This window comes from Streptomyces sp. NPDC006997 (assembly GCF_040635175.1).
GTDB lineage: Bacteria > Actinomycetota > Actinomycetes > Streptomycetales > Streptomycetaceae > Streptomyces.
Map to the genome: position 1 here is coordinate 17,151 of NZ_JBEYHH010000030.1, position 20,627 is coordinate 37,777.

Here is a 20,627-nt window from a genome sequence, read left to right on the forward strand (position 1 = left end):
GGCCGCCGTCCCTCAGGCGCTCTCCGCCGCCGTGACCCGCTCCTCGCCCCGGGTGACCGCCACCGCCGCGGCCCGCTGCCGCGGGATGAACGACGCCACCGCGAACGCCAGCAGCGCCGCGCCCGCGCCGACCGCCAGCACCGTACGGAAGCCGTCCTGCGACGGCAGGGACGTCGGCCCGAACGGCGTCGTCAGCTGGGCGAGGAGCACCCCGGCCACCGCACTGGCGGTGGAGGTGCCGAGGGACCGCATGAGGGTGTTGAGGCTGTTGGCCGCCGCCGTCTCGGAGGGGTCGACCGCGCCCATGATCAGCGAGGGCATGGAGCCGTAGGTGAAGCCGATTCCGGCGCCCGGTTTCCGCGGGGCGGGCGGGGGCGTCGGTCATGGCGAGGGCCTCCGGATGGGGAAAGCGGGACGGTTCGATTACTTGACCTAGGCAACCTTATGGCGGTTGGTTGCGTAACTCAAGCTAAATCCGTCCTCGCCGCGGCGGCGGCCCCCGCCTCGCCGGGCCCCTCAGCTCAGCGTCTTCAGCGACGCCGCGTCGTACGGCTTCAGCTCGTCCAGTCGGCCCTCCAGCACCTTCGCCGCCCACTCCGGGTCCTGGAGCAGCGCCCGGCCCACGGCGACGAGGTCGAACTCGTCCCGCTCCAGCCGGTCGAGGAGGTTGTCGAGGCCGCGCACCGGCGCACCCTCGCCCTGGAACGCCTTCTGGAACTCGCCGTCGAGACCCACCGACCCGACCGTGATGGCGGCCTTGCCGGTCAGCTTCCGCGTCCAGCCCGCGAGGTTCAGGTCGGAGCCGTCGAACTCCGGCAGCCAGTAGCGGCGCGTGGAGGCGTGGAAGGCGTCGACCCCGGCCTCGGCGAGCGGGGTGAGGATCGCCTCCAGCTCCTCGGGCGTCTCGGCGAGCCGGGCGTCGAAGGCGCCCGCCTTCCACTGCGAGTAGCGGAACAGGACGGGGAACCCGGGCGAGACCCGCTCGCGTACGGCGGCCACGATCTCGGTCGCGAACCGGGCGCGGGCGACCGGGTCACCGCCGTAGGCGTCGGTGCGGCGGTTGGTGCCGGACCACAGGAACTGGTCGATGAGGTAGCCGTGGGCGCCGTGCAGTTCGACGCCGTCGAAGCCGATCCGCTCGGCGTCGGCCGCGGCGTCGGCGAAGGCCCCGACCACCGCGTCGAGGTCGGCCCGGGTCATCGCCGTGCCGGTGGGCTCGGCGGCGCCGACGCGCAGCCCCGACGGGCCGACGGCCGGGGCGTCCGGGAACGGCGGGGCGCCCGGCTCCCGCACCATGCCGATGTGCCACAGCTGCGGCACGATACGACCGCCCGCCGCGTGCACCGCCTCGGCGACCCGCGCCCACCCGGCGAGCTGCTCCGTCCCGTGGAAGCGCGGGACGCGGTCGCTGGTCCCGGCCGACTCGTGGCCGACGTACGTCCCCTCGGTGACGATCAGCCCGACCCCCGCGGCGGCCCGCCGGGAGTAGTACGACGCCACGTCCGCGCCGGGCACGCCGCCCGGGGAGAACTCGCGGGTCATGGGGGCCATGACGATGCGGTTGCGCAGGGTCATACCGTTGACGGAGGCGGGCCGGGAGAGGATCTCGGCGGCGCGGACGGCAGGCGGTGCGGTGCTCATGCGGACTCCTCGGCAGAGGGGACGGAAGGGAACGGCGGGCGCGCGAGCGCGGTGTCACACCCGCACCCTTTGATGCGCACGCACATTCTTGCATACGCGCTCTTATGCGTATGCATGAACAGTCCCGCACCGGGGCAACCGGGTGAATCAACCGCCCACCCCGGCCCCATGTGCACCACATCGCCTCCTTCGCGCCGTAGATATCACCATGTGACTTTTACGGCAACCGGAACAGAGACCACCCGTCCCCCGGACCCGGCCGCGCTCCGGCGCTGGACCGAACGGGCGGACCAGGCGCCCACCTCCCCGGCGACGCGGCTCGCCGGGCTCCACGTCGCCGTCGTCGGACTCGGGTACGTCGGACTGCCGACCGCGCTCGCGCTGTGCGGCGCCGGGGCCACCGTCACCGGCGTCGACGTCAGCGGGCGACGGCTGCGCGACATCCGCGCGGGCGCCGTCGACCTGCTGCCGGCCCAGCACGCCGCGCTGGTGTGCGCCGAACGCACCGGCGACCTCCGGCTCACCGACGACCCGGCACCGCTGCGGGACGCCGACGCCGTCGTGGTGTGCGTGCCCACCCCCGTCACCGAGGACCGCGACCCCGACCTGCGGGCCCTGCGCGCCGCCTGCGCGACCGTGGTCCGGCACGCGACCGGGGGCCAGCTGGTCGTCCTGACCTCCACCAGCCACGTCGGCAGCACACGCGAGCTGCTCACCGAGCCGCTGGACGCGCGCGGGCTCACCGTCGAGCGGGACGTCCTCGTCGCCTTCTCGCCCGAGCGCATCGACCCCGGCAACACCCACCACACCCCCGAGCGCACCCCCCGCGTCATCGGCGGCGCCGGCCCCCTCTCCACCCGGGCCGCGACGTTCCTGCTCGGGCCGACCGCGTCCCGGCTCCACCCGGTGCCCGACCCGGAGACCGCCGAGATGGCCAAGCTGTGGGAGAACGTCTTCCGGGCCGTCAACATCGCCCTCGCCAACAAACTCGCCGACGCCTGTCTGCACCTCGGCCTCGCGCCGCTGCCGGTGATCGAGGCGGCGGCGACGAAACCGTACGGCTTTTTGCCCTTCCACCCGGGGCCCGGCGCCGGCGGCCACTGCATCCCCTGCGACCCGCACTACCTGCTCGGCCAGCTGCCGCCCGACGGTCCCGCGGCCCCCGTCACCGCCGCCGCCATGGCCGCCCTGCGCCGGCGCCCCGCCCAGGTCGCCCGGCACGCCGCCGACCTGCTGCGCGCCGCCGGACGCGGGCCCGCCGGGGCCCGGGTGCTGGTGCTCGGCGCCGCCTACAAGCCGGGGGTCTCGGACGTGCGGGAGAGCCCCGCCGTACGCGTGATCGGGCAGCTCGCCGCCGAGGGCGCCGACGTGTCCTACAGCGACCCCTTCGTCCCCGAACTCACCGTGGACGGCGCGGTCCTGCGCCCGGTGGACCGTCCGCAGGACCGGCCCTGGGACCTCGTCGTCGTGCACACCGTCCACCCCGGCGACGACCTCACCTGGCTCGACACCGTGCCGCTCGTCCACGACCCGGGGTCCCGTCACACGCCCCGCGCGCACCGCCTCCCGGTGGGCACGCCGTGACCGCCACGACCGCCGGGCCGGACACCGTCACCGCCGTCCGCTACCGGCTCCCCGTCCCCCGCGACGGGCACGTACTGATCACCCCGGCGCCGCCCGCCCGCTCCCCCCTGCGCCGCCTCCTGACCCGCCGCGTCCGCGCCGCCCTCGCCGCACTGCCCCGGCCCGAACACCACGCCCTGGTACGGCTGCTCGCCCTCGCCGCGCTGGTCCCCGTCCTGCTCCTGATCGCCCACCGCGCGGCCCAACTGCCGTACCTCACGGGCCCCGTCGCCCTCTACGGCCTCACCGTGCTCACCGGCACCTGCTGCCTGCTCTACCTCGCCTACGCCCGCTACGACGACCCCGCCCTGCGCACCCTGCGCCACCGCGCGCCCCGCCACGCGGAGTTCCCGGCGCTCCCCGAGCGGCCCCGGGTCAGCTTCCTGCTCGCCGTGAAGGACGAGGTGGGCCTCGTGGAGGCGTGCGTGCGGTCGATGGCCGCCTCCGACTGTCCCGGCCTGGAGGTCATCGTCGTCGACGACGGCTCCCGGGACGGCACCGGCGCCGTCCTCGACCGCCTCGCCGACGAACTCGGCGTCACCGTCCTCCACCTCGACCGCAACCTCGGCAAGAAGGCCGCCCTGGTCCGCGGCTGCGCGCTCGCCACCGGGGACGTGCTGGTCTTCACCGACTCCGACTGCGTCGTCGCCCCGGACGCGGTACGGCTGTGCGTGCGCGCCCTCGTCCGCCACCCCGACCTCGGCGCGGTCAGCGGCCACTGCCGCGCCCTGAACGCCCCCGCCAGCCTGCTCACCCGCGTCCAGGACATCTGGTACGACGGCCAGTTCCGCATCGCCAAGGCGGCCGAGGCGGCCTTCGGTTCCGTGACCTGCGTCTCCGGACCGCTCGCCGCGTTCCGCAGGGACGCCGTCGTCGACTACCTGCCCGCCTGGGCCGAGGACCGGTTCGCGGGCGCGCCCTTCCGCTTCGCCACCGACCGCCAGCTCACCGGGTACGTGCTCGGACAGGCGTGGCGCGGCGCGGCGCTGAAGCGACGGCACGCCGACTCGCCCCTCGTCAGCGCCGGGGACCACCCGGAGCGGCGGTGGCTGGTCGGGTACAGCCGCGCCGCGCAGGTGTGGACCAACGTGCCCGCGCGCTGGCGGCCGTTCCTGCACCAGCAGGTCCGCTGGAAGAAGAGCTTCGTGCGCAACCTCTTCTTCACCGGCGGCTTCATGTGGCGCCGCGGCCTCGCCCCCGCCCTCCTCTACTACGGCCACGCCCTGTGGGTCCTGGCCGCCCCCGCGCTGGTCTTCTGGCACCTGGTGTGGGCGCCGCTGCACTGGGCGGCCTGGCTGACCCTGCTCTACCTGTGCGGGGTGCTGCTCAAGGGCGCCCTGTGGGGGCTGGCGTACCGGCTGGACAACCCCGGTGACCGGCGCTGGCGCTACCGCCCCCTGATGAGCCTGCTGTCCTGCTGCGTCCTGGCGTGGCTGCTGCCGTACGCCGTCCTCACCCTCCGCCGCGGTATCTGGACGAGGAGCCCCGCGTGAGACTCTCTCCGAGACGAACCCCCCAGAGCCTGCACACCCTCGCCCGCGCCACGGCCACCCTCCTCACCCTGGCCGCCCTCGCGGCGCTGTACCTCGTCGTCCTGACCCGGGGCGGGCCCCGGTGACCGCGGCCCTCGGCGGCCGGACGCGCCGGGTCCTCCTGCGCGGCACGCTCGCCGTCCTCGCCGTCGTCCTCGTCGCCACCCCGTTCGTCGCGGCCTGGCAGTACGAGGCGCACCGCAGGGCGGTGTCCGCGCAGGCCGCGGCTCCGGCGGGCGGCCCCGGCGGACGGTTCGCACCGGCCCGCGTACGGCACCCCGCCGCGCCCGTCGTCCTCGCCTACCACGACGTCGCACCGGACTCCGACAGCCGCTACGCCGTCACCCCGGAGCAGTTCGACGCCCACCTGTCCGCGCTGCGCGGCGCGGGCTACCGCTCCCTGTCGTCGGCGGAGTTCCTGCGCTACCTCGCCACCGGCCGCGCCCCCGCCCCCCGCACCGTCTACCTCACCTTCGACGACGGCACCCGGGGTCTGTGGGCGTACGCCGACCCGGTCCTCGCCAAGCACCGGATGCGGGCGGCGACGTACCTGATCACCGGCGCGGTCGGTACCCGCCGCCCCTACTACCTCACCTGGGCCGAGATCGGCCGGATGGCCGGCTCCGGCCGCTGGGACTTCCAGGCCCACACCCACGACGGCCACCGCCGCGCCGCCGTCGACGCCGCCGGACAGCAGGGCTCGGTGCTCGCCAACCGGCTGTGGCGGAAGGCGGCGAGACGCCTGGAGACGACGGCCGAGTACCGGACCCGCGTCGCCCACGACCTCGACCGCTCCACCCGCGCGCTCACCGGGCACGCCCTGCCCGCGCCCCGCCTGTTCGCCTACCCGTTCTCGGAGACGGGCCGCGCCTCCAACCTGCCCGGCGGGGGTACGGCCGTACTGGACCGGCTGCTGCGGAAGCGGTACGCCGTCACGCTCACCAACAGCGCCCCGCGCCCCCTGCCCGCCGGACCGCGGGCGGCAGCCGCCGGTCTCGTGCAGCGTCTGGAGGTGGTGGCGGACACGACCCCCACGGCGCTGCTGCGGAGCCTGCGCGCGTGGTCGGCCTCCGTGCCGGGGGACGAGCCGCGGCCTCTGCGCCACCCCGGCCGCTGGAGGTTCCCGGACGGCCAGGGCGGCGGCCTGGCGGCGCTGACGGGGGCGGGCTCGGCGCGGCACACACACCTGTCGGCGGCGTACCGTCCGCTGGCCAGCGCGGACTGGGGCGGCTACCGGGTCACCGCGCGGACCGACCGTCTGAGCGGGCCGGACACCGGCGTCTCCGTCGAGGTGGGGCACGGCGGCCTCCACCCGGCCACCCTCACGGTGAGCCGGGCCGGTCTGCGGTTCGTCCAGCGGGGCCCCGGCGAGGACGAGCCCCGGGTGACCAGCAGACGGCTGGCGCCCGCCACGGAGCGGGAACTGACGCTGCGGGTGACGCCCCGGTCCGTGCGGATCACGGTCGACGGCACCACTCTCACCGTCCCCCGGCCGGAGGGCGTGCCGCCCGCCGAGACCAGCGGCGGCATCGCGCTGGGCGTGCGGAACGAGGACCCGGACGGCACCTGGCCCCGCTTCACCTCCGTACGGATCGCCCGCTGAGGAACGCCGGGAACGCCCGAGGGCGGCCCTCCTGTCACCAGGAGGACCGCCCTCGGCGTCGTACGGTGGACTACCGGATCCGGGAGGATCAGAAGTCCATGTCACCGCCCGGCATACCGCCGCCACCGGCGGGCGCGGCGGCCTTCTCCGGCTTGTCGGCGATGACGGCCTCGGTGGTGAGGAAGAGCGCGGCGATCGACGCGGCGTTCTGCAGCGCGGAGCGCGTCACCTTCGCCGGGTCGATGATGCCTTCCTTGATCAGGTCGACGTACTCACCGGTCGCGGCGTTCAGGCCGTGACCCGGGGTGAGGTTGCGGACCTTCTCCACCACGACGCCGCCCTCGAGACCGGCGTTGACGGCGATCTGCTTCAGCGGGGCCTCCAGGGCCAGCTTCACAGCGGCGGCACCGGTGGCCTCGTCGCCCTCCAGCTCCAGCTTCTCGAAGACCTGGGAGGCCTGGAGCAGGGCCACGCCACCACCGGCGACGATGCCCTCCTCGACGGCCGCCTTGGCGTTGCGCACGGCGTCCTCGATGCGGTGCTTGCGCTCCTTCAGCTCAACCTCGGTGGCGGCACCGGCCTTGATAACGGCCACGCCGCCCGCGAGCTTGGCCAGGCGCTCCTGGAGCTTCTCGCGGTCGTAGTCGGAGTCGGAGTTCTCGATCTCGGCGCGGATCTGGTTCACGCGACCGGCGACCTGGTCGGCGGAGCCGGCACCGTCGACGATGGTGGTCTCGTCCTTGGTGATGACGACCTTGCGGGCGCGACCCAGGAGGTCCACGGTCGCGTTCTCCAGCTTGAGGCCGACCTCCTCGGAGATGACCTCGCCGCCCGTGAGGATGGCGATGTCGCCGAGCATGGCCTTGCGGCGGTCGCCGAAGCCCGGGGCCTTGACGGCGACGGACTTGAAGGTGCCGCGGATCTTGTTGACGACCAGGGTCGACAGGGCCTCGCCCTCGACGTCCTCGGCGATGATCAGCAGCGGCTTGCCCGACTGCATGACCTTCTCCAGGAGCGGGAGCAGGTCCTTGACCGAGGAGATCTTGGAGTTGGCGATGAGGATGTAGGGGTCCTCGAGCGACGCCTCCATGCGCTCCATGTCGGTCGCGAAGTAGGCGGAGATGTAGCCCTTGTCGAAGCGCATACCCTCCGTCAGCTCAAGCTCCAGACCGAAGGTCTGGGACTCCTCGACGGTGATGACGCCTTCCTTGCCGACCTTGTCCATGGCCTCGGCGATCAGCTCGCCGATCTGGGTGTCGGCGGCGGAGATGGAGGCCGTGGAGGCGATCTGCTCCTTGGTCTCGACCTCCTTGGCCTGGTCGAGCAGGGCGCCGGAGACGGCCTCGACGGCCTTCTCGATGCCGCGCTTCAGGGCCATCGGGTTGGCGCCGGCGGCGACGTTGCGCAGGCCTTCCTTGACGAGGGCCTGGGCGAGGACGGTCGCGGTGGTCGTACCGTCACCGGCGACGTCGTCCGTCTTCTTGGCGACTTCCTTGACCAGCTCGGCGCCGATCTTCTCGTACGGGTCCTCGAGCTCGATCTCCTTGGCGATGGAGACACCGTCGTTGGTGATCGTGGGGGCGCCCCACTTCTTCTCAAGGACGACGTTGCGGCCCTTGGGGCCGAGGGTCACCTTGACGGCGTCCGCGAGCTGGTTCATGCCGCGCTCGAGGCCGCGCCGCGCCTCCTCGTCGAACGCGATGATCTTGGCCATGTGAAGTGGTCCCTCCAGGACTGGGGGTGATTCCTTCGGACCGCGCCCGCGCCCGCGACGGACGGCTCGCCGGCCTCGTGGTTCCTTCCCCACCCGGCCTGCGGGCCTCACCGACCCGGTCCTTCGTTGTCACTCTCACCTTCAGAGTGCTAACGCCAATGATTAGCACTCGACCCCGTCGAGTGCAAGGCGCGCCCGCGAAGCGGGCTCGTCGAGGGGGGCGGCCGGGCGACGGGCGGGCGCAAGCGGCTACCGGGTTCCGGACGGGTGCCCAGCCCCCGCGAACACTCCCCCGGCGCCCCCACGCGCCCCCCGCCCCGGGCCGCGCCCCCCGGACACAACGAAAGGCCCGCACCGGCGGCAGCAACCTGCCGCCGGTGCGGGCCTTTCGCGGAAGAACGTTCAGGCGGTGACGCGAACCATGTCTGCCTGCGGGCCCTTCTGACCCTGCGAGATCTCGAACTCGACCCGCTGGCCCTCTTCCAGGGTGCGGTAACCGTCCATCTGAATCGCGCTGTAGTGGACGAAGACGTCCGCACCACCGTCGACCGCGATGAAGCCGTACCCCTTCTCCGCGTTGAACCACTTGACGGTGCCCTGAGCCATGCCTAACTCCCCTATTACTGGCCCTTGCACAGATCCACACTTCGCGGATCCGGGTCAGACCTCACCCCCCGTGGATCGGGGGCGTGCGCCGGAACGCGTCGACCGCGGCCGAATGTATCTGCCCAACTGCCGTCTGCAACAGGTCAGTCGGACGAGAAATCCGGGCAGACCCGTTCGGGAATTTACCAGAAATTCACCAGAATTCAGGGCAAGTCGGGCCCGACAAAAGGATTGAATGGCGCAAAAGTGGCACACACTTTGGCTACTTCTTATCGCACGCGGAGCCGGAACTCATATCCCCTCGGCATCCGGAAGGCGACCCGTTCCCCAACTGTACCGCGCTCAATCACATGGAATGACCCCCTCCGCTTTTACGGAGGGGGTCACAAGAAGAACGCTCGACCCGGTTCAGCCGCCAGCGACCGCCGGAATGATCGACACGCCGGCGCCGTCCGGGGTGGCCGTCTCCAGCCCCTGCTCGAAGCGCACGTCGTCGTCGTTGACGTACACGTTCACGAACCGGCGCAGCTTGCCCTGGTCGTCGAGGACGCGGGCGGCGATCCCGGTGTGGTTCTTCTCCAGGTCCGAGATGACCTCGGCGAGGGTCGCGCCCTCGGCGGCGACCTCGGCCCGGCCGCCGGTGTAGGTGCGCAGGATGGTGGGGATACGAACGGTCACGCTCATGCGAGGCCAGCCTCTCGGAACGACTCCAGGTTGGGACGGATGGTCGCGGTCAGACCGGTACCGGCCACCGCGTCGAGGGTCTTCAGACCATCACCGGTGTTGAGGACGACGGTGGTCAGCGTCGGGTCGAGGACGCCGTTCTCGATCAGCTTGCGCGTGACGCCCACCGTCACGCCACCCGCCGTCTCGGCGAAGATGCCCTCGGTCCGCGCCAGCAGCTTGATGGCGTCCACGATCTCCGCGTCCGTGACGTCCTCCACCGCGCCCCCGGTGCGCCGGGCGATGTCGAGCACGTACGGCCCGTCGGCCGGGTTGCCGATGGCCAGCGACTTGGCGATGGTGTCGGGCTTCTGCGGCCGCACGACCTCGTGCCCGGCCTTGAAGGCGGTGGAGACGGGCGAACACCCGAGCGCCTGAGCCCCGAAGACCTTGTACGGCCGGTCCTCGACCAGCCCCAGTTCAACCAGCTCCCGGAGCCCCTTGTCGATCTTCGTCAGCTGGGACCCGGAGGCGATCGGCACCACGATCTGGTCGGGCAGCCGCCACCCGAGCTGCTCGCACACCTCGTAGGCGAGCGTCTTGGACCCCTCGGCGTAGTAGGGCCGCAGGTTCACGTTGACGAACCCCCAGCCCTCGCCCGCCGGGTCGCCGATCAACTCGGAGCAGAACCGGTTGACGTCGTCGTAGTTGCCCTCGATGCCGACCAGCTCCCCGCCGTAGACAGCGGCCATGACGACCTTGCCCTGCTCCAGGTCGTGCGGGATGAACACGCACGACCGGAACCCGGCGCGGGCGGCGGCGGCACCGACGGCCCCCGCGAGGTTCCCGGTCGAGGAGCACGAGAGGGTCGAGAACCCGAAGGCCCGCGCGGCCTCCAGCGCCTGCGCGACGACCCGGTCCTTGAAGGAGTGCGTCGGGTTGCCGGAGTCGTCCTTCACGTACAGACCGCCGGTGACGCCCAGCTCCGCCGCCAGGTTCCGGGCGTCGACGAGCTTGGTCCAGCCGGGGTTCAGGTTGGGCTTCTCGGCCACGTCGGCCGGAACGGGCAGCAGCGGCGCGTACCGCCAGATGTTGGCGGGCCCGGCGGCGATCCGCCGACGCAGTTCTTCGGCCTCGTACCCGGAGAAGTCGTAGGCGATCTCCAGCGGCCCGAAACACTCCTCGCAGGCGAAGACGGGGCCGAGGGGTACCCGGTGTCCGCACTCCCGGCAGGAGAGCGCCGCGGCGGGACCCAGGTCGACAGTGGGGGTGGCGCTTGCAACAGTCTGCACAGCCATGTGAGGCGAGGCCCTTTCTCCTCATCTTCCTCACGACGCATCTCGCCGTGAGACGGATTTGGCACCTTCCCTAGCCGGGAGCCTCGCTGAGAACGGTCGTCATCGACCGGTTACGAGAACCGACTGGAGGGTTGCCGGGGCTTCAACGGGCCGTATCCCTCTGCCCCTCTGGATGAGCGGTATGTGGTTGTGAACACTGACGACCCCCGACATGCGATGGTCATCCGCGTTGTTCAAGACTGTAACCGAAGGCCAGGACAGTTGAGAGAGACGTCCGAACCGCGAGATGGATCACACGGAACCGCTGTGACCACCTGATCGAACAGTGAGGAGCCGCCAACTGTGCTGGAAGAAGTCGAGCGCTGGCTGAGCACCCGCTCCTGGTCCAAGACGGACCGACCGCTCCACCGGATCCTGGCCGCGAAACGCGCGACGGGCCAGTCGGTCAGCGTCGTGCTGCCCGCGCTCAACGAGGAGGAGACGGTAGGCGACATCGTCGCCACGATCCGCCACGACCTGGTACACCAGACCCCTCTGGTCGACGAGATCGTGGTGGTGGACTCCGGCTCCACCGACCAGACCTCCGAGGTGGCCGCGGCGGCGGGCGCCACGGTCGTCCACCGCGACGAGATCCTCCCCCGCGTCCCCACCGTCCCCGGCAAGGGCGAGGTCCTCTGGCGCTCCCTGCTGGCCACCTCCGGGGACATCGTCTGCTTCGTCGACGCCGACCTGAGGGAGTTCTCCTCCGACTTCGTCTCCGGCATCGTCGGCCCGCTGCTCACCGACCCCGGCGTGGACCTCGTCAAGGCCATGTACGACCGCCCCCTCGCCGGCACCGGCGGCCAGGGCGGCCGGGTCACCGAACTCATGGCCCGCCCCCTGCTCAACATGCACTGGCCCCAGCTCGCGGGCTTCGTCCAGCCGCTGGGCGGGGAGTACGCGGCCCGCCGCACGCTCCTCGAACAGCTGCCCTTCCCCGTCGGCTACGGCGTGGAGCTGGGGATGCTGGTCGACAGCCTGCACCTGGTGGGCCTGGACGCCCTCGCCCAGGTCGACGTGGGCGTCCGCAAACACCGCCACCAGGACGGCCAGGCCCTCGGCCGGATGGCGGCGGCGATCTACCGCACCGCCCAGCTCCGCCTGGCCCGCGGCCACCTGATCCGCCCGTCCCTCACCCAGTTCGAACGAGGGGAGGACGGCTTCGAGCCGCGCACCTACTCCGTCGACACGGAGGAACGCCCGCCGATGGTACAGATCGCGGAGTACGCCGCCCGCGAGGTGGCCTGACCGGGCCAGCGTGCCGAACCGCACGTTTGAGCGTTTCCGGGCCGGGCTAGGTTGAGGCGTATGGCTTCCACGCAGGCTGCACAGGTGCTGGTCGCGTCCAACCGCGGCCCGGTCTCCTACCAGGTGGACGAGGACGGCTCGCTGCACGCCAGACGCGGCGGCGGCGGGCTCGTCTCCGGCCTCTCCGCGATCGGCCCCGACGCGGGCGCGCTCTGGGTCTGCTCGACCCTGGGCGACGGCGACCGCGAGGCGCTGCGCCGCGGCGTCACGGAACCGGGCGTCCACATGCTGGACATCCCGGCGTCCGTCCACACGGACGCCTACAACGGCATCGCGAACTCGGTCCTGTGGTTCGTCCACCACATGCTGTACGAGACCCCCGTCGCCCCCACCTTCGACGCGGGGTTCCGCGCCCAGTGGGACAACTACGCCACCTACAACCGCGCCTTCGCCGAGGCACTGGCCGAGCAGGCGGCCCCCGAGGCGAGCGTGCTCGTCCAGGACTACCACCTCACCCTGGTCCCCGGAATGCTCCGCGCCCTCCGCCCCGACCTGCGCATCGGCCACTTCTCCCACACCCCCTGGGCACCCCCCGAGTACTTCCGCGTCCTCCCCGACGACATCGCCGCCGAGATCCTCCACGGCATGTTGGGCGCCGACCGCCTCGGCTTCCTCACCCGGCGCTGGGCAGACGCCTTCACCGCCTGCCGCGAGGCGTTCACCGACGGCCTCGGCGCGACCCGGGTGGGCGTGCACGGCCTGGGCGCCGACGCGGACTTCCTCCGGGACCGGGCCCACCAGCCGGACGTGGCGGACCGGATGAACGCCCTCCGCACGGAGATCGGCACGGCACCCGACGGCACCCCCCGCCGCACGATCGTCCGCGTGGACCGCACGGAACTGTCCAAGAACATCGTCCGGGGCCTGCACGCCTACCGCCACCTCCTCGACACCCGCCCCGAGTGGCACGACCGCGTGACCCACGTGGCCTTCGCCTACCCGTCCCGGCAGGACCTCGCCGTGTACCGCGACTACACGGCGGAGGTGCGACGCGTCGCCGACCAGATCAACGCCGACTACGGCACGCCGACCTGGACGCCGGTCATCCTCCACGTCAAGGACGACTTCGCCCGCTCCCTGGCGGCGTACCGCCTCGCCGACGTGGCCCTCGTCAACCCCATCCGGGACGGCATGAACCTCGTCGCCAAGGAGGTGCCGGTCGTGTCGGACGCCGGCTGCGCGCTGGTCCTCTCCCGGGAGGCGGGGGCGTACGAGGAACTGTCCGAGGACGCGATCACGGTCAACCCCTACGACGTCGTCCAGACGGCGGACGCGCTCGCCACGGCCCTGTCCATGCCACCCGACGAACGCGCGGAACGCACCAAGCGCCTGGCCTCGGCGGCGACGGCCCTGCCACCGGCGCGGTGGTTCCTGGACCAGCTGAACGAACTCAAGCGGTGACCCTGCGGGGCGGGCGGCGTGAGCTGCGCGCCCCGGCACCGACGAGGTGCCCGGCGCTGCTGCTGGCGCCCGCAGCCAAGCGGAGACGGCGGCGCGACGGCCCGCGGCTAGGCCGGATGTGGCCACGGCCCGCAGTCGCCGTACGACGGAAGGGGACGTGTCGGGGGGTGTCCGCCCGCAGTGGTTCGCGCGGAAAACCCCGCACACCCCTCACCCCACAGCCCGCGCGGTTCCGAGGACGGACACCCCCCGGCACGGCCCCGCACCACCCCCCGGCAGACAGCGCTACCCCAGCCACCCACCAAACAGCCACAGGCCGCCGCAGGCATCACGCAGCCGAGGCGGCCAGGGACGTGAGGAGGGCGACGACCCCCTCCGGGCCGGGAACCGTGAGGTCGGCCTGTTCGCGGAGGGCGGGCACGTCCTCCGACCCGCTGCTGCACACCAGCACCCCGAACGTCCCCTCGGCCCGCAGCCGGGCGACGGCGGCGAAGGCGGGCAGGTCCCCGAGGTCGTCGCCCGCGTAGAGGACGGACTCCGCGCCGGTCTCACGGACGTAGTCCACCAGGGCCACGCCCTTGTCCATCCCCGACGGCCGCAGCTCCAGCACCATCCGCCCCGGCTCCAGCACCAGCCCGTGCCGAGACGCCAGCTCCGTCAGCGGAGACCGCAGCACCTCGAACGTCGCCTGCGGATCAGCCGCCCGCCGCGTGTGCACGGCCACCGCCCGCCCCTTCTCCTCCACCCACGCGTCCCCCTCCGCGACCCCCAACCGCTCCAACACCCCGGGCAACTCCCCCCGCACCGCCGCCACCCCCGCATCCGGCGGCGGCGCCGACACCTCCCCGCTCACGGCGTCCCACCGCTCGGCCCCGTAGTGCCCGAGCACCACCAGGTGCTCCAGCCCCGCCACCCCCGCGAACCCCCCGTACCGCACCGCGACCTCCGCCGGACGCCCGGTGACCACCACCACGGACGCCACCTTCGGCGCCAGCGAGGCCAGCGCGGGCACCACCCCCGGATGCGCCCGCGCCGACTCCGGATCGGCGACGATCGGCGCCAGCGTCCCGTCGAAGTCGAGGGCGACCACCGCACGCGAGGGCCGCGCCAGCATCGCCTCAAGGCCGTCACGCCCGGCCTGCGTCCCCGGCGTGGGAAGAGATCCGCTCGGTTGACTCATAGGACGAACCTATCCAGGACGGTCAGCCCCCAACCGCCCCCCGAGGCTCACCGCTCCCCCCGCCGGGCCTCCCGGACCCGCCGCAGCCGATTGACGGTCAAGGGATCGTGCTCCACGGCCCGAGGATCATCAAGCAGCGCGTTCAGCAGCTGGTAGTAGCGCACCGGCGCCATCCCCAGCTCCTCCCGTATCGCCCGCTCCTTGGCCCCCGGCCCGGAGAACCCCCGCCGCTCCAGCGCCAGCACGTCCCGCTCCCGGGACCCGAGCTGCTCCTGCTCACCCATGCCAGGCACGGTACAGAACAACCAGCGACCGCCCCCGGCCTACGCCCCCGAGGCCGCCCCCTCCGCGGAGACGGCCGTCCCGGCGATCTTCCCGAGCACCCCGGCCGGACTCCCCCCACCGGTCACCGCGCCCCCGATCCGCCGCTTCACGTCCGCGCTGACCGCGGCCCACGACGTCTTCCCCACGGGATACAGCTCGGACAGCGGCAGTTCCTCGAGGAACGGCTGGAGGTCCTTGTCGGCGGCGTCCCCGGTCATCGTCTGGGACGCGGAGTTGGTCACCGGCAGCAGCTGGTACTCACGGCTGAAGGCGAGCACGTTCTCCTCGCTGTAGACGAAGTCGAGGAACTCCCCGATCTCCGCCCCGTGCCCGTTCTGCCGGAACGCCATCATCCAGTCCGCGACGCCCATCGTCGCCCTGGTCGGACCGTCCACCCCGGGCATCGGCACCATGCCGAACTTCACCCCCTTGTCCGCCGCCATCCGCATCAGCGAGGGATGCCCGTTCAGCATCCCCACGTCCCCCGCGGCGAACGCCGAGAACGCGTCGGCCCGGTTCAGCTTCCCGGGCGCGACGGGCCCGGTCAGCCCCTCCCCCACCAACCTGTCCCGCAGCCAGGTGAACGTCTCGACGTTCTCCGGCGAGTCGACGGCGTACGCCCCGGCCTGGTCGGTGTAGCCGCCGCCCCCGCTCAGCAGCCACTGCATGGTCTCGGCCTGCGCCTCCTCCGCCCCGAGCGGCAGCGCGTACGGGTACGTGACGCCCTCCGCCTTCAGCGCGGCGGCGTCGGCGGCCAGTTCCTCCCAGGTGGTGGGCGGAGTGATCCCGGCCTCCTGGAACAGGGTCTTGTTGTAGAACAGCAGCCGCGTGGACGCGGCGAACGGCATCCCGTACTGCGTCCCGCTCACCCGCCCCGCGTCGGCGAGCTGCGCGGCGAAGTCGGCCTGGGCGGAGATCGACAGCAGGTCGTCGGCGGGGTACAGCAGCCCCTCCGCCGCGTAGTCCGCGTAGGCGCCGATCTGCGCCATGTCCGGCGCGTCGCCGGTGTCGACCATCTCCCTGACCTTCCGGTCGACGTCGTTCCAGGAGTAGACGCTGACCTCGATCCGGACGTCCGGATGCGCGTCCTCGTACTCCTCGACGACGTTCGCCCAGTACTTCTCGGAGCTGTTGGCGGAGCTGTCGCCGTAGTCGGCGGCGACCAGCCGCAGCGTGACGTCCCCGGAGCCACCCCCGATCCCGCACCCGCCCACGGCGGCGACCAGCCCCAGCACGCACACGCCGGAGACCAGTCCACCCCCCATACGCCTCCGCCGCACGACCCGCACCGCTGTACCGCCCCAGACCATCATGAAGCCTCTCTGTCCGATTTTCGAAATAAGGTCTACACCTCTCGAAAACCAGAGAACAAGGTCTACACCACGTAAGTGGACTAGACCTCTTCAGGGTAGACGGGCCACACTGTCCTCCGTGAAACACGTCATCGCCCTCGATGTGGGCGGCACCGGCATGAAGGCCGCCCTGGTCGGCCCGGACGGCACCCTGCTCCACCAGGCCCGTCGTCCGACCGGCCGCGAGCACGGACCGGACGCGGTCGTGGAGGGCGTCCTCGACTTCGCCGCCGAGCTGAGCGCCCACGGCCGGACGCACCTCGGCGCCCCGGCCACCGCCGCGGGCGTCGCCGTGCCCGGCATCGTCGACGAGACCCGGGGCATGGCGGCCTACTCCGCCAACCTCGGCTGGCGCGACGTACCGCTGCGCGACCTGCTCGCCGACCGCCTCGGCGGCATCCCCGTCGCCCTCGGCCACGACGTCCGCACCGGCGGTCTCGCCGAGGGCCGGATCGGGGCGGGCCGGGGCACGGACCGGTTCCTGTTCGTGGCGCTGGGCACCGGCATCGCGGGCGCGATCGGCCTGGACGGCCGGGTGGAGGCGGGCGCGCACGGCTTCGCGGGCGAGATCGGCCATGTCGTCGTACGCCCGCGGGGCACCCCCTGCCCGTGCGGCCAGCGCGGCTGCCTGGAGCGGTACGCGTCCGCGGCGGCGGTGTCGCAGGCATGGTCCGCGGCGACGGGCGCAGCGGAGGACGACGCCGCGGCCTGCGCGAGAGCGGTAGCCGCGGGCGACGCCAGAGCACACACCGTCTGGCAGGAGGCCGTGGCGGCCCTCGCCGACGGCCTGGTCACCGCGCTCACCCTCCTGGACCCCCGCACGCTGATCATCGGTGGCGGGCTCGCCGAGGCGGGGGAAACCTTGTTCACACCACTGCGGGACGCGGTGAAAGAGCGCGTCACCTTCCAGAAGCTGCCGTCGATCGTCCCCGCCGCCCTGGGGGACACCGCCGGCTGCCTCGGTGCCGGGCTGCTGGCCTGGGATCTCCTCGACTCGACCGACCTCAAGGAGGCAACGGCCTGATGGCAACCGCCCCAGGGGCGCAGGAAGCCGCGCGACCAGCGGCCCCCGCCCCCCAGCCCACGTCCGGCGTGACGGCCCCCCTCGTCCTCTCCGGCGCCCGCGTCGTCCTCCCCACCGGCACGGTCCCCGGCGGCCAGGTGGTCGTCGACGGCACCCGCATCGCCGCGAGCGCACCGGAGAACGCGCGGGTCATCGACGTGTCGGGACACTGGCTCGTGCCCGGCTTCGTCGACATCCACAACCACGGCGGCGGTGGCGCGTCCTTCACCTCCGGCACGGTGGAGGAGGTCCTCACCGGCATCCGCACCCACCGCCTGCACGGCACGACGACGCTCGTCGCCTCCACGGTCACCGGCGACATGGACTTCCTCGCCCAGCGCGCCGGGCTCCTCTCCGAGCTGGCCGAGCAGGGCGACATCGCGGGCATCCACTTCGAGGGGCCGTTCATCTCGCCGTGCCGCAAGGGCGCGCACGCGGAGGAGCTGCTGCGCGACCCGGACCCGGCGGACGTCCGCAAGCTGATGGACGCGGCGCGCGGCCACGCCAGGATGTTCACCCTCGCCACCGAACTCCCCGGCGGCATCGACTCCGTACGCCTGCTCGCCGAACACGGCGTGATCGCGGCGGTGGGCCACACGGACGCCACCTACGAGCAGACGGTCGAGGCGATCGACGCGGGCGCCACGGTCGCGACGCACCTGTTCAACGCGATGCCGACACTCGGCCACCGCGCGCCGGGCCCGATCGCGGCGCTGCTGGAGGACGAGCGCGTCACCGTCGAGCTGATCAACGACGGCACCCATCTGCACCCCGCCGCGCTGGAACTGGCGTTCCGTCACGCGGGCGCGGACCGGGTGGTGTTCATCACCGACGCGATGGACGCGGCCGGGTTCGGCGACGGCCGCTACATGCTCGGCCCGCTGGAGGTCGAGGTCGCCGACGGCGTGGCACGCCTCGTCGAGGGCGGCGCGATCGCGGGCTCGACCCTCACCCTGGACCGCGCGTTCAAGCGGGCGGTGACGGTGGACCGGCTGCCCGTCGAGGACGTGGTGACGGCCCTGTCGGCCAACCCGGCCCGGCTGCTCGGCCAGTCGGACTCGGTCGGCTCCCTGGAGCCGGGCCGGTACGCCGACCTCGTCCTGCTCGACGCGTCCTTCGACGTGGCGGGTGTGATGCGCCGGGGCGCGTGGGTCGTGGAGCCGCGACTGGGGTGATCCCACCCCAGGTCACACGGTAGGGAAGCGGTACGAGGGCTGGGCCGACCGCCGTCTCTTTGGCATGATCGTGCCCCGGGACACACCGCAAGCGCAGGCGATGGGGGAGGTCGGCCCCGGTGATCCTCACGGTCACGCTGAACACCGCACTGGACATCACGTACCACGTACGCACCCTGCGCCCGCACACCACGCACCGGGTCACCGACGTCGTCGAGCGGCCCGGCGGCAAGGGCGTCAACGTGGCCCGGGTGCTGGCCGCCCTCGGCCACGAGGTGACCGTCACCGGCTTCGCCGGCGGCGGCACCGGGCGCACCGTGCGGGACGGGCTGACCGACACGCCCCGGGTGACCGACGCGCTGGTCCCCGTCACCGGGGCGACCCGGCGCACCATCGCCGTCGTCGACGAACGCTCCGGGGACACCACGCAGCTCAACGAGCCCGGCCCGACGGTCACCCCGGCGGAGTGGCGGGCCTTCCAGGAGGCGTACGAGGATCTGCTGCGGCCCGCCGCGGCGGTGGCCCTGTGCGGCAGCCTGCCGCCGGGCGTGCCGGTGGGGGCCTACGCGGGCCTGGTCCGCACCGCCCGCGCCGCGAACGTTTCCGTCCTCCTCGACACCAGCGGGGAGCCCCTGCGCCGCGGCATCGCGGCCCGCCCCGACATCGTGAAGCCGAACGCGGACGAACTGGCCGAGCTGACCGGCTCCCACGACCCCCTGCGCGCCACCCAGGACGCCCGCCGCCGGGGCGCCCGCGCGGTGGTCGCCTCCCTGGGCCCGGACGGCCTCCTCGCCCTCACCCCCGAGGGCCGCTGGCGCAGCGCTCTCCCCACGCCCCTGCGGGGCAACCCCACCGGCGCGGGCGACGCGGCGGTGGCGGGCCTCCTGTCGGCCCTGACCGAACAGCTCCCCTGGCCCACCCGCCTCTCCCGGGCGACGGCCCTGTCGGCGGCGGCGGTCCGCTCCCCGACGGCGGGCGAGTTCGACCGCGGACGCTACGAGGACCTGCTGGACCGCGTGGCGGTCACCAGGGAGGCGACGGCGGCCTGACACGGGCGACCAGCCCCGTCGGATCCGCCGGACGGGCTCAGCCCGCGCTGAGGGAGAACTGGTCGAACACCACGTCGCACTTGTTGCCCTCGTTGCAGGCCAGTTCGATGGTGTTGGTGCCCTTGTTGAGGTTGACCGTGGCCCAGGTGGTCTGCCAGCCCTTCTCCCAGTCGCCCTCGGGAGTGCCGCCGAAGTTCTTCATGTTCAGCGGGCGGGTGGTGTCCTTGCCGTTGACCAGGAGCGTCGCGTCGGCGTCGGTGCCGGGGATGCCGTAGCGCACGTCGAGCCGGTAGCTGCCGGCCTCCTCGATCCCGTTGACCGTCCAGGTCACCTTGGCGCCGACCTTGTTGAAGCCGGTGACGTAGACGCCGCCGTCGGCCTGGGCGCCCTGGATGTCCGAGGCGGTCGCCATGCCCTCGCTGAGGCGGAGCGCCTTGGCGTCGATCGCCGGGAGGTCCACCTCCTCGCTGTCGTCGCCCGCGCTGCTCGACGGCGTCGGCTCGCTGCTCTGGGACTGGGTGGGGGTGGGCCCCGCCTGGTCGTCGGTGCTGCCGTCGTCGGTGTCGTCGCCGCCGAGCATGGCCACGCCGATGCCGATCACGACCGCGGCGACCACGGCCACCGCGCCGATCAGCAGACCCTTGGTGTTCGGCCCCCGGCCGCCCCGGCCACCGCCACGGCCGCCCTGGACGGGGTGCTGCGGGGACGTGGGGGCGCTGCCGCCGGGGAAGGTCTCCGGGGCGGCGTAGTGCGTGTTCGGCTGGCCGTAGGCGCCCTGCTGCGGGGGCGTCGGGCCGCCGACCGGCGCCGCGGGCGCCTGCTGGCCGTACTGCCGCTCGCCGACCGCCCTGACCCTGCTGACGGAGTTCGGGTAGCCGTAGCCGCCGCCGGAGGGTGGCTGGGCGCCGTTGGCCTGACCGTCGGCGTAGAGGTAGCCGAACGGGTCGTCGTCCTCGGGCGTGCTCGCGCCGTTGTTGCCGGGCGTCATCCCTTCGTACTCCTCAGGTGCGGGGCGGATGCGGTACGTGTGGTGAGGATGGCGAGCCTACCCGCTCT

The 20,627-nt window shown here is 72.9% G+C and carries 18 protein-coding genes, 1 pseudogene and 1 riboswitch; of the genes and pseudogenes, 9 read left to right on the forward strand and 10 right to left on the reverse strand.

What is annotated here, in order from left to right; all coding sequences use genetic code 11:
- Nucleotides 1-12 precede the first annotated feature (12 nt).
- Nucleotides 13-351 (reverse strand): annotated as a pseudogene (locus ABZ659_RS26480) (MFS transporter); the annotation flags it as partial.
- A gap of 165 nt (nucleotides 352-516) precedes the next feature.
- The gene (locus tag ABZ659_RS26485) at nucleotides 517-1,641 is read right to left on the reverse strand and encodes an NADH:flavin oxidoreductase (protein ID WP_360224603.1); all 1,125 of its coding nucleotides are present in this window, start codon (nucleotides 1,639-1,641) and stop codon (nucleotides 517-519) included.
- Between the two features lie 210 nt (nucleotides 1,642-1,851).
- On the opposite strand from ABZ659_RS26485, the gene ABZ659_RS26490 reads away from it, so the two are divergent.
- From ABZ659_RS26490 to ABZ659_RS26505, 4 genes are all read left to right on the forward strand, one after another.
- Nucleotides 1,852-3,225, forward strand: coding sequence for a nucleotide sugar dehydrogenase (locus tag ABZ659_RS26490; protein ID WP_360224605.1), 1,374 nt, complete (start codon nucleotides 1,852-1,854; stop codon nucleotides 3,223-3,225).
- Between the two features lie 119 nt (nucleotides 3,226-3,344).
- The gene (locus tag ABZ659_RS26495; RefSeq protein ID WP_360224746.1) at nucleotides 3,345-4,757 is read left to right on the forward strand and encodes a glycosyltransferase; all 1,413 of its coding nucleotides are present in this window, start codon (nucleotides 3,345-3,347) and stop codon (nucleotides 4,755-4,757) included.
- Nucleotides 4,754-4,882: a hypothetical protein gene (locus ABZ659_RS26500; protein WP_360224607.1), complete on the forward strand. Its 129-nt coding sequence runs from the start codon at nucleotides 4,754-4,756 to the stop codon at nucleotides 4,880-4,882. Before ABZ659_RS26495 ends, ABZ659_RS26500 begins: the two co-directional genes overlap by 4 nt.
- Nucleotides 4,879-6,399, forward strand: a complete 1,521-nt coding sequence (locus ABZ659_RS26505) for a polysaccharide deacetylase family protein (RefSeq protein ID WP_360224609.1) — start codon at nucleotides 4,879-4,881, stop codon at nucleotides 6,397-6,399. The genes ABZ659_RS26500 and ABZ659_RS26505 overlap by 4 nt, the downstream gene beginning before the upstream one ends.
- An 88-nt stretch (nucleotides 6,400-6,487) precedes the next feature.
- Here the strand turns inward: ABZ659_RS26505 and groL are convergent, their stop codons facing one another.
- From groL to thrC, 4 genes are all read right to left on the reverse strand, one after another.
- Entirely contained in the window at nucleotides 6,488-8,113 is a 1,626-nt protein-coding gene (groL, locus tag ABZ659_RS26510; protein ID WP_360224611.1) for a chaperonin GroEL, read from the reverse strand.
- A gap of 402 nt (nucleotides 8,114-8,515) precedes the next feature.
- The gene (locus tag ABZ659_RS26515; protein WP_004986573.1) at nucleotides 8,516-8,719 is read right to left on the reverse strand and encodes a cold-shock protein; all 204 of its coding nucleotides are present in this window, start codon (nucleotides 8,717-8,719) and stop codon (nucleotides 8,516-8,518) included.
- 408 nt (nucleotides 8,720-9,127) lie between these two features.
- Entirely contained in the window at nucleotides 9,128-9,403 is a 276-nt protein-coding gene (locus ABZ659_RS26520; protein WP_108707492.1) for a MoaD/ThiS family protein, read from the reverse strand.
- Entirely contained in the window at nucleotides 9,400-10,680 is a 1,281-nt protein-coding gene (gene thrC, locus ABZ659_RS26525) for a threonine synthase (RefSeq protein WP_360224614.1), read from the reverse strand. The genes ABZ659_RS26520 and thrC overlap by 4 nt, the downstream gene beginning before the upstream one ends.
- An 18-nt stretch (nucleotides 10,681-10,698) precedes the next feature.
- A riboswitch (SAM riboswitch) is annotated at nucleotides 10,699-10,859 on the reverse strand.
- A gap of 163 nt (nucleotides 10,860-11,022) precedes the next feature.
- Here thrC and ABZ659_RS26530 point away from each other — a divergent pair.
- Nucleotides 11,023-11,967, forward strand: a complete 945-nt coding sequence (locus ABZ659_RS26530) for a glucosyl-3-phosphoglycerate synthase (protein WP_360224616.1) — start codon at nucleotides 11,023-11,025, stop codon at nucleotides 11,965-11,967.
- Between the two features lie 60 nt (nucleotides 11,968-12,027).
- Nucleotides 12,028-13,428 (forward strand): trehalose-6-phosphate synthase, encoded by a 1,401-nt coding sequence (locus tag ABZ659_RS26535; RefSeq protein WP_360224618.1) that lies wholly within the window; start codon nucleotides 12,028-12,030, stop codon nucleotides 13,426-13,428.
- Nucleotides 13,429-13,756: 328 nt separating this feature from the next.
- Here the strand turns inward: ABZ659_RS26535 and otsB are convergent, their stop codons facing one another.
- The 3 genes from otsB to ABZ659_RS26550 are packed head-to-tail and all read right to left on the reverse strand — an operon-like array spanning nucleotide 13,757 to nucleotide 16,197.
- Entirely contained in the window at nucleotides 13,757-14,608 is an 852-nt protein-coding gene (gene otsB, locus ABZ659_RS26540) for a trehalose-phosphatase (protein ID WP_360224620.1), read from the reverse strand.
- A 47-nt stretch (nucleotides 14,609-14,655) separates the two neighbouring features.
- Nucleotides 14,656-14,892, reverse strand: a complete 237-nt coding sequence (locus tag ABZ659_RS26545) for a DUF3263 domain-containing protein (protein ID WP_360224622.1) — start codon at nucleotides 14,890-14,892, stop codon at nucleotides 14,656-14,658.
- A gap of 39 nt (nucleotides 14,893-14,931) precedes the next feature.
- Nucleotides 14,932-16,197 (reverse strand): extracellular solute-binding protein, encoded by a 1,266-nt coding sequence (locus ABZ659_RS26550; protein WP_360224624.1) that lies wholly within the window; start codon nucleotides 16,195-16,197, stop codon nucleotides 14,932-14,934.
- Nucleotides 16,198-16,363: 166 nt separating this feature from the next.
- Here ABZ659_RS26550 and ABZ659_RS26555 point away from each other — a divergent pair, with 166 nt between their 5' ends.
- From ABZ659_RS26555 to ABZ659_RS26565, 3 genes are all read left to right on the forward strand, one after another.
- Nucleotides 16,364-17,308: an ROK family protein gene (locus tag ABZ659_RS26555; protein WP_360224626.1), complete on the forward strand. Its 945-nt coding sequence runs from the start codon at nucleotides 16,364-16,366 to the stop codon at nucleotides 17,306-17,308.
- Entirely contained in the window at nucleotides 17,308-18,522 is a 1,215-nt protein-coding gene (gene nagA, locus ABZ659_RS26560) for an N-acetylglucosamine-6-phosphate deacetylase (RefSeq protein ID WP_360224628.1), read from the forward strand. Before ABZ659_RS26555 ends, nagA begins: the two co-directional genes overlap by 1 nt.
- Before the next feature lie 119 nt (nucleotides 18,523-18,641).
- Nucleotides 18,642-19,571 (forward strand): 1-phosphofructokinase family hexose kinase, encoded by a 930-nt coding sequence (locus tag ABZ659_RS26565; protein ID WP_360224630.1) that lies wholly within the window; start codon nucleotides 18,642-18,644, stop codon nucleotides 19,569-19,571.
- Nucleotides 19,572-19,608: 37 nt separating this feature from the next.
- Here ABZ659_RS26565 and ABZ659_RS26570 read toward each other — a convergent pair whose 3' ends face one another.
- Nucleotides 19,609-20,559, reverse strand: a complete 951-nt coding sequence (locus tag ABZ659_RS26570; protein WP_360224632.1) for a CBM35 domain-containing protein — start codon at nucleotides 20,557-20,559, stop codon at nucleotides 19,609-19,611.
- Nucleotides 20,560-20,627: the final 68 nt, after the last annotated feature.